7 protein-coding genes are annotated in these 7,620 nt (G+C 68.2%); 1 reads left to right on the top strand and 6 read right to left on the bottom strand.

Annotation, left to right across the window (positions count from 1 at the left end):
* Window positions 1-113 precede the first annotated feature (113 nt).
* The 4 genes from O9344_RS08770 to O9344_RS08755 all read right to left on the bottom strand — a co-directional run bounded on the left by O9344_RS08770 (window position 114) and on the right by O9344_RS08755 (window position 3,884).
* Window positions 114-1,394 (bottom strand): TRAP transporter large permease, encoded by a 1,281-nt coding sequence (locus O9344_RS08770; protein WP_298475273.1) that lies wholly within the window; start codon window positions 1,392-1,394, stop codon window positions 114-116.
* Window positions 1,391-1,969 (bottom strand): TRAP transporter small permease, encoded by a 579-nt coding sequence (locus tag O9344_RS08765; protein WP_298475270.1) that lies wholly within the window; start codon window positions 1,967-1,969, stop codon window positions 1,391-1,393. Before O9344_RS08765 ends, O9344_RS08770 begins: the two co-directional genes overlap by 4 nt.
* 86 nt (window positions 1,970-2,055) lie before the next feature.
* On the bottom strand, window positions 2,056-3,054 hold the full coding sequence (locus O9344_RS08760) for a sialic acid TRAP transporter substrate-binding protein SiaP (RefSeq protein ID WP_298475267.1): 999 nt from the start codon (window positions 3,052-3,054) through the stop codon (window positions 2,056-2,058).
* 98 nt (window positions 3,055-3,152) lie between these two features.
* A complete protein-coding gene (locus tag O9344_RS08755; protein ID WP_298475264.1) occupies window positions 3,153-3,884 on the bottom strand; it encodes a GntR family transcriptional regulator in 732 nt (243 codons plus the stop codon).
* 160 nt (window positions 3,885-4,044) lie between these two features.
* Between O9344_RS08755 and O9344_RS08750 the strand changes: the two genes are divergently transcribed.
* Window positions 4,045-6,042 (top strand): polysaccharide biosynthesis protein, encoded by a 1,998-nt coding sequence (locus tag O9344_RS08750; protein ID WP_298475260.1) that lies wholly within the window; start codon window positions 4,045-4,047, stop codon window positions 6,040-6,042.
* A gap of 12 nt (window positions 6,043-6,054) precedes the next feature.
* Here O9344_RS08750 and O9344_RS08745 read toward each other — a convergent pair whose 3' ends face one another.
* Together O9344_RS08745 and O9344_RS08740 are read right to left on the bottom strand one after the other, a co-directional pair.
* Window positions 6,055-6,801: an ATP-binding cassette domain-containing protein gene (locus O9344_RS08745; RefSeq protein ID WP_298475256.1), complete on the bottom strand. Its 747-nt coding sequence runs from the start codon at window positions 6,799-6,801 to the stop codon at window positions 6,055-6,057.
* 11 nt (window positions 6,802-6,812) lie between these two features.
* Window positions 6,813-7,619, bottom strand: a complete 807-nt coding sequence (locus tag O9344_RS08740; protein ID WP_298475253.1) for a glycosyl hydrolase — start codon at window positions 7,617-7,619, stop codon at window positions 6,813-6,815.
* Window position 7,620: the final 1 nt, after the last annotated feature.

Genomic DNA, 7,620 nt, shown 5'->3' with positions numbered 1-7,620 from the left:
GGGCCCGCGGCTGGGGGGGGTATTAAATATTGCCGCAAGCCTCGGCGAGACCGGCCGAATGGCAAAGCCGTAAGGGGCGGGGGGCCCGCCGCCGGGGGGGGGCCCGCGACACCTCATTTGATCAGGCCCATGGTGCGCGGCAGCCAGAGCGTCAGTTCGGGAATAAAGGTGATGGCCACGAGCGAGAACAGCAGCGGGATCAGCCAGGGCAGGATGGCGACCGTCGTTCGCTCGACCGTCATCCCGGATATTCGCGCGAGCACGAAGAGCACCATGCCCAGAGGCGGATGCAGAAGGCCGATCATCAAGTTCAGCGTCATCATCACCCCGAAATGGATCGGGTCGATGCCGACCTTCAGAAGGATCGGCATGAGCACCGGCACCAGGATGGAGATCGAGGCGATCGGCTCGAGGAAGCAGCCGACGATCAGCAGCAGGATGTTGACCAGAACGAGGATGACATAGGGGTTCGTCGTGATCGACAGCAGCCCCTCCGCTGCCATCTCCGTGAGCCGCGTCGTCGTCAGCACCCAGCCGAACAGCGAGGCAGCGGCAACGATGAGCAGCACGCTTGCGGTGGTCTCGATCGTGTCGAGCGTCACCTTGTAGAGCTGCTTCCAGGTCAGCGACCGGTAGAGCACGAAGCCGAGGATCAGCGCCCAGGTGCAGGCGGCAATCGCCGCCTCGGTCGGGGTGAACCAGCCGAGGGTCATGCCGAGGATGATGATCATCGGCGTCAGCAGCGCCGGCAGCGCGGCGATGAAGGTCAGGCCCAGCACCTTCCAGCGGAAGACCTGGTCGCGGCCCATATTGTAGCGCCGCGCGCACCACCAGACGAAGATCATCATGCTGGCGGTCATGAACAGGCCGGGGATGACGCCGCCGAGGAACAGCGCGCCAATGGAGACATTGGCCATCATCCCGTAGATCACGAAGGGCAGCGAGGGCGGGATGATCGGACCCAGCGTCGACGACGCCGCGGTCACGCCGACCGCGAACTCCGTCGAATAGCCGTGGTCCTTCATCGCCTTGATCTCGATCGTGCCGAGGCCCGCCGCATCGGCGATGGCCGTGCCCGACATGCCCGCGAAGATCACCGATCCCACGATGTTCACCTGGGCGAGGCCGCCGCGCATCCAGCCCGCCACCGCCACCGCGAAATCGTAGATCCGGTTGGTGATGCCGGCGGAGTTCATGAGATTGCCGGCGAGGATGAAGAAGGGCACCGCCAGCAGAGGGAAGGAATCGAGGCCGCCGGCCATGCGGTGCAGCACCACGAAGTCCGGGATCAGGGCAACGAAATGGGTGTAGTAGAGCGCCGAGCCGGCAAGCGCGATGAAGACCGGGATGCCCGCGAGCAGCGCCACGAAGAAGATGAAGATGACGATGGTCATGGCGTGCCGCCGGCCTTGGTGTCAGTGCTGAGGGGATCGGGTCGGCTGAAGCCGGTGCGAAAGCCACGCCAGACGATCTGCGCCTGGCGGATGACCATCATGAAGCAGCCGATGGCGATGCCGCCGTAGACCAGCGACATCGGCCAGTCGAAGACGGTCATGTAGAGGTTATGCATGCGCTCGGTGATGAGCACCGAGAACCAGGCGAGCATGGCGAGGAAGGCCAGCTTGATGATCTCGACCGCGCCGATGAGCGCCCGCTTCGGCAGGCTGTCACGCATGACATTCTGGACGAGTTCGACCGCGATGTTTGTGTTGCGCCGGACCACCATCGCGCCGCCGACGAAGACCACCACCATCAGCATGTAGCGGGCGATCTCCTCGGTCCATGCGAGGCTGTTGTTCAGCACGTAGCGGGTGAAGAACTGCAGGAAGACGATGAAGGCGAGGCCCCAGAACAGGGCGATGGCCATCCAGTCCTCGGGATATTTCTCGATCACCACCTCCTCGTCGGTGGCGACAATGAGATGGACGTCGTCGCTCGGTGGTCCGGCGGGCGGCGGGGTCGGTGACATGGGAAGTCCTCGCGGCGCGGGGCCGCCTTGGGAATGTGAGGGGCGCGATGGGGACGCCGGTGGTCCGGCATCCCCGAAGGCTCGCGTCAGCTGGAGCGGGCGAGGCCCTGCAGCGCGTCGTACTCCGCCCGCGACCAGCCGGCGCCGGAGGCCGCATCGTTGTGCAGCGGCATGGCGGCGGCGCGGAAGGCGGCGCGATCCGGCGTGATCACCGTCTTGCCGAGCTTGCGGAACTCCTCTGCCAGTGTCTGTTCGGAGGCGCGGATCTGGTTCGAGGCGCGCGAGGCGGCCTCCAGCAGCACCTCGTTGAAGGTCGCCTTCTCCGCATCGTTGAGGCGGCCCCAGACATGCGAACCGACGATCGACAGGAGCGATTCCGTGATGTGGCCGGTGAGCATGATGTGGCTCTGCACCTCGTAGAACTTCTTCGCCATGATCGTCGGCAGCGGGTTCTCCTGGCCGTCCACCGTGCCCTGCTGGAGGGCGAGATAGACCTCGGCGAAGGCGATCGGCGTCGCGTTGGCGCCGACCGACTTGGTGAACATCAGGAACAGCGGCGCCGGCGGCACGCGCAGCTTCATGCCGCGCATGTCCTCAGGTCTGTTGATGGCCTTGTTGGCGGTGACGTGGCGCTCGCCGTAATAGGTTAGCGCCGTGACCTTGTGGCGGGTTCGGCCCTCGTAGCCGGAGGCGATCTGCCGGAACAGTGGCGAGTCGCGATAGGCCTTCCAGTGGTCGAAGTCGCGCAGCACATAGGGCGCGTTGGTGATGGAGATCGGCCGGTGGATCGAGCCGGCGAAGGCGACGCCGGTATAGATCATGTCGACCGTGCCGAGCGACAGGCCCTCGTTGATCTGGTTCTCGTTGCCGAGCTGCGAGGCCGGGAAGACGTCGATCTGGTACTTGCCGTTGGTGCGCCTGGCGATCTCGCCCGCGGCCCAGAGCGCCTCGGTGTGATAGGGCTCGCCCGTCTCGTAGACATGGGCCCATTTCAGCTTCGTCTGCTGGGCGCGCAGCGGCGTGGCGGCGAAGGTGGCAAGTCCCGCACCGGCGATGAGCGCGTTGCGGCGTGAGATGGTGGTCATGGGGGTATCCTCCCTACCCGTGTGGTTGTCGTGCTTCGGGCGGGTTGATCCCGCCGCTTCTTGCCGGTGCCCTCAACAGGGGCGCCGGTGGCATGTGCTCAGGCGCGTTTCAGGTCGGAGCGCGCCGAATCCTCCAGGAAATAGCCGGGGTTGAAGCGCTTCAGGTCGTCGAGCCCGAGCGACAGCCCGTCGACATGGGCGCCCATGGCGGCCGCGGCAGCATCGGCGTCGCGCGCCTCGATGGCGGCGAGAACCGCCTCGTGCTCGGCGACGACGCGGGTCATCCGCCCCTCCAGCGGCAGGGTCAGCCGGCGGAACCGATCGACCTGCAGCTTGACATGACGGACGAGCGCCCAGACGCCGGGATGGCGACCCGCGGTCGCCACCGCCTCGTGGAAAGCCTCGTCGGCGCGGTGGAAAGCTTCCGTGTCGCCTGCCTCCGCCGCCTCGGCGGTGCGGGCGAGGATGGCGCGCAGCTCGATGATCTGGCTGCGCGTCGCGGAGGCGACGGCCCCCCGCACCGCAAGCTGCTCGAGCACCCGGCGGATGGTGATGGCCTCCGGCAGGTCGGCGAGCGGGATACGCGACACATGGGTGCCGGATTTGGCGATGATGTCGACCAGCCCCTCGTCGGCGAGCCTGAGGAGCGCCTCGCGCACCGGCGTGCGGCTGACCCCGTGGGCGGCGGCGATGTCCTTCTCCGTGATCGGCTCGCCGGGCTTGCGGCGCAGCGACAGGATCTCCTCGCGCAGCAGCGCGTGGATCGTGGCCGCGGCCGTCTGGCCACGTCCCCCTGCCCTGTCGCGTCCTCCGCCGATCAGCGTCAGCATCTCGTGCCCCTCTGATATGATTGGTACACCTGATATATCAGCGCCACAACCCCGTGCGGAATGACACGGAGGGTTGCCAATCGTGAGGTGAAAGGGCGAGGCTCGCCGGGCATGATGCGCGGATGGGCCGGCAGGGCTCGAATCGGGAGGACACGCGGCCTTGGACTGGCGGAACTGGACGGTGCAGAACCTCAAGCAGGGCGCCGCCCCCATGAAGAAAGTTTGGGTGACGCTGCACGACTTCGCCGTGACCTTTGCGGCGTTGATGCTGGCGCTCGCCCTGCGCGGCGAGCCCAAGCCGGGCCCCGTCGCCGGCCTCGACCCCGTCGTGATCGCCCTCGGCTTCTCCGTCTTCGCGCTCGGCGTCTATCACGCCTGCTCGCTCTATGCCTCGCGCTGGCGCTTCGCCTCGCTCTTCGACCTCTTCGGCATCTTCAAGGCCGTCTGCATCCTCACCCTCGCACTGCTGGCCCTCGACTATGTGCTCGGGCCGCGCCTGACGGGGGACATCAAGTTCGTCGGCGGCCGCACCCTCGTCATCTACTGGTGCGTGCAGATCATCATGCTGGGTGGCCCGCGCGTCGCCTATCGCGCCTATCGCTCCTGGCGACGCCAGACCGCCCATAACCGCGCCCCCCTCGCCGCCCTGGTGATCGGCCGTGCCTCCGACGCCGATCCGGTCATCCGCGCAGTGGAGGCTGGCCTCGGTGGTCCGCTCAAGGTCTATGGCATCGTGACCCCCCTTGCCCATGAGGCCGACCAGGCGGTTCGCGGCGTGCCGGTCTGGGGCACCACGGACCAGATCGAAGCGGTCATCCGCGACGCCAACGAGCGCGGCGTCACGATCCAGCGGGTCATCATCGCGCCCGAGGCGCTGCACGCCGCCCCGCTGATGGAACAGGTGATCGGCGTCTTCCGCCGCATGGGCATTCCGGCCATCCGCCTCGATGTCACCGCGCAGTCCAGTGCTGGCATGCGGCCCGCCCGCCTCCACGCCGTCATCGACGACGATCTGCTGATCCGCCCGCTGGTCGAGGTCGATCCCGAGCCCCTCGCCGGCTTCGTTCAGGGCAAGCGCGTCGTCGTCACCGGTGGAGGCGGCTCCATCGGCTCGGAACTCGTCATCCGGAGCGCCCAGTTCGGCGCCGCCTCGGTCCTTGTCCTCGATCATTCCGAGGCCGTGCTGCACGCCATCCTCGACCGCGCCGCCCTCGAACTCCCGCCGGGCGCCAACACCGTCACCGGTCGCCTCTGTGACGTGCGCGATCGCGCCCGGCTGCAGCGGCTGATGACCGACTTCGCGCCCGACGTGGTGTTCCACGCCGCCGCCCTCAAGCACGTGCCGCATCTGGAGCGCGAGGTGTGCGATGCGGCGCGCACCAATATCGCCGGCACGGTCAATGCCGCCGATGCCGCGGTCGCCGCGAGCGCCAGCGCCTTCGTGCTGATCTCCACCGACAAGGCGACGCAGCCGGTTTCCATCCTCGGCGCCACCAAGCGGGTCGCGGAGATGTACATCCAGGCCCTCGACGCCTCGCTGGTGCGCGCGGCGCCCACTGCCGGCACGCGCCTCGTCGCAGTGCGCTTCGGCAACGTGCTGGGCACCGCCGGCTCGGTGGTTCCGCGCTTCCGCGCCCAGATCGAGGCGGGCGGCCCGGTGACCGTCACCGACCCTGGCATGGTCCGCTATTTCATGACCAAGCGCGAGGCGACCGACCTCCTGTGGACCGCCGCCCGGATCGTCTCGGACCATTTGCGGCCTGCTGCCTCGACGATCCTGGTCCTCAACATGGGCCAGCCCGTGCGCATCGATGACCTCGCCCGCCGGATGATCCGCCTCGCCGGCTTCGAGCCCGGCAAGGGCATCGACATCGTCTATTCCGGCCGCCGGCCCGGCGAGCGCCTCACCGAAATGCTCTTCGAGGAGCGCGAGCCGCAGGTGGATATCGGCGTGCAGGGCATCGTCGCCGCCGAGGCGCAGGCCCCGCCCCTCGCGCGGCTCCAGCCCATCCTCGCGCGGATCGAGGCGTCAGCCGCCGCCGGAGACGACGACGCCGTCCGCGCCGCGATCGCCGAACTCGTCAGCGACCTGCGCGTGCCGGCCAAGGTCGTGCCGCTGCGCCCGCCGGGCGCCGCCCTGCCGGAGGCGGCGGGCTGATCACCCCGGAGATCAGCCTTTGGCCCTGCGGGCCGCCTCGGTCGCCGCCGCGAAGTCGTCGGGCGTCTCGTAGCGCACGATCTTGCCACCTTCGAGGATGGCGATGCGGGTCGCCCGCTCGGCCAGCATCTTCCGGTTATGCGAGGCGAAGACCATGATCTTCGCCTGGTCGACGAATTCGGCAAGGCGGCCCTCGGCCTTGTCGGAAAAGGCCGAGTCGGCGACCGACAGCCATTCGTCCAGCAGCAGGATGTCGGCGGTAACGCGCGTCGCCACCGAGAACAGCAGGCGCATGCGCATGCCCGCCGAGAAGCTGCGCAGCGGCAGGTGGCGGAACCCGTCGTCGATCCCGGTAAAGGCCCAGATCTCGTCGACGAGGTCGCGCTCGGGCACCGCGCCGTCGATGCGCAGCAGCAGGCGGATATTGGCTTCTGCCGACATTTCCGAGATCGTGCCGGCGGCCAGGCCGAGCAGCGTCGACACCTTGCCCCGCCGCTCGATCGTGCCGCCCGCCGGCGGATAGATCCCGGCAAGGCTGCGCAGCAGCGTCGACTTGCCGGCCCCGTTCGGGCCGTAGAGGCCCAGCCGCTCGCCGGGCCTCAGGTCGAAGGAGACATGGTCGAGCGCCCGGATGGTGCGAGGCCGCACCCGGCCGTGGCCGATGCCGAAGAGGCTGAGGGCCGCCATCTTCAGCGAATAGGAGCCCGGTTCGACGGCGGGAAAATCGACCACGAGGTCGCGAACGGCGAGATGGACCATGGCGCGACCCCTCACAGCCAGAACGCGGCGCGGGCGAGGCCGCGGGCCGCGAGGCGGGCGGCGAGCCCGGCAAGGATGATCATGCCGCCGACGACGAGAAAGCTCGCCGTGGGCCAATGGCCGTCGAGCAGCGGGTCGCGCCAGACCGCGAAGAGATGGGCGAACGGATTGAGGGCCAGGACGAGGCTGCCCTTGCCGCGCAGGACGCCCGGCTGCCAGAGGATCGGCGTCGCCAGGAAGCCGAGCATCATCGCCGTCTCGACGATGCGCCTGAGGTCGCGGAACCGCACGCCGAGACCCGCCACGCTGATCGAGACCAGCGCCGTGAAGACGATGAACAGCACGATACCCGGCAAGGCCATCAGAAGCCCCATCGGGCTTGAGGCGCCGAAGACGAGGATGACAGCCACCGGGACCGGCAGGCAGTGGAGGGCGATGAGCAGGTTGCGAAGCACCGCCTGCAGCACGGGAACGATGGGCCGCACGCCGCGATCCTTGATGAGATCGGCACCGCCGTGAAGGCTTTCCATGCTCTCGTTGATGGAGGTGTTGAGGAAGGTCCAGAACATCAGGCTGACGGCGAAGAAGGGCATGAAGGTGCCGATCGGCGCGCCGTGGACCTCGGCCAGGACCACGCCCAGCATGGCCACGAAGACCGCCATCTGCAGCGCGATCCACAGCGGGCCGATGAAGGATCGCGAATAGCGGAAGCGCAGGTCGTTGACCGCGAGGAACCAGGCGAGCTTGACGTTGCCCGCCGCCGCCGCGAAGGACGAGGGCGTTCCCGCCGCCTCGCCCGGACTGCCCTGCTCGGTCATG

Source organism: Phreatobacter sp. (genome assembly GCF_027532945.1).
In the GTDB taxonomy this organism is placed as follows: domain Bacteria; phylum Pseudomonadota; class Alphaproteobacteria; order Rhizobiales; family Phreatobacteraceae; genus Phreatobacter.
The sequence above is the reverse complement of the archived record's forward strand: the minus strand, read 5'-3'. Positions and strand labels throughout refer to the sequence as shown.

Bases quoted from the DNA above. Each gene is read 5' to 3' on its own strand.
- O9344_RS08765 (WP_298475270.1), bottom strand. From the start codon at position 1,969: ATGTCACCGACCCCGCCGCCCGCCGGACCACCGAGCGACGACGTCCAT.
- O9344_RS08755 (WP_298475264.1), bottom strand. From the start codon at position 3,884: ATGCTGACGCTGATCGGCGGAGGACGCGACAGGGCAGGGGGACGTGGC.
- O9344_RS08745 (WP_298475256.1), bottom strand. From the start codon at position 6,801: ATGGTCCATCTCGCCGTTCGCGACCTCGTGGTCGATTTTCCCGCCGTC.
- O9344_RS08740 (WP_298475253.1), bottom strand. From the start codon at position 7,619: ATGACCGAGCAGGGCAGTCCGGGCGAGGCGGCGGGAACGCCCTCGTCC.
- O9344_RS08760 (WP_298475267.1), bottom strand. From the start codon at position 3,054: ATGACCACCATCTCACGCCGCAACGCGCTCATCGCCGGTGCGGGACTT.
- O9344_RS08770 (WP_298475273.1), bottom strand. From the start codon at position 1,394: ATGACCATCGTCATCTTCATCTTCTTCGTGGCGCTGCTCGCGGGCATC.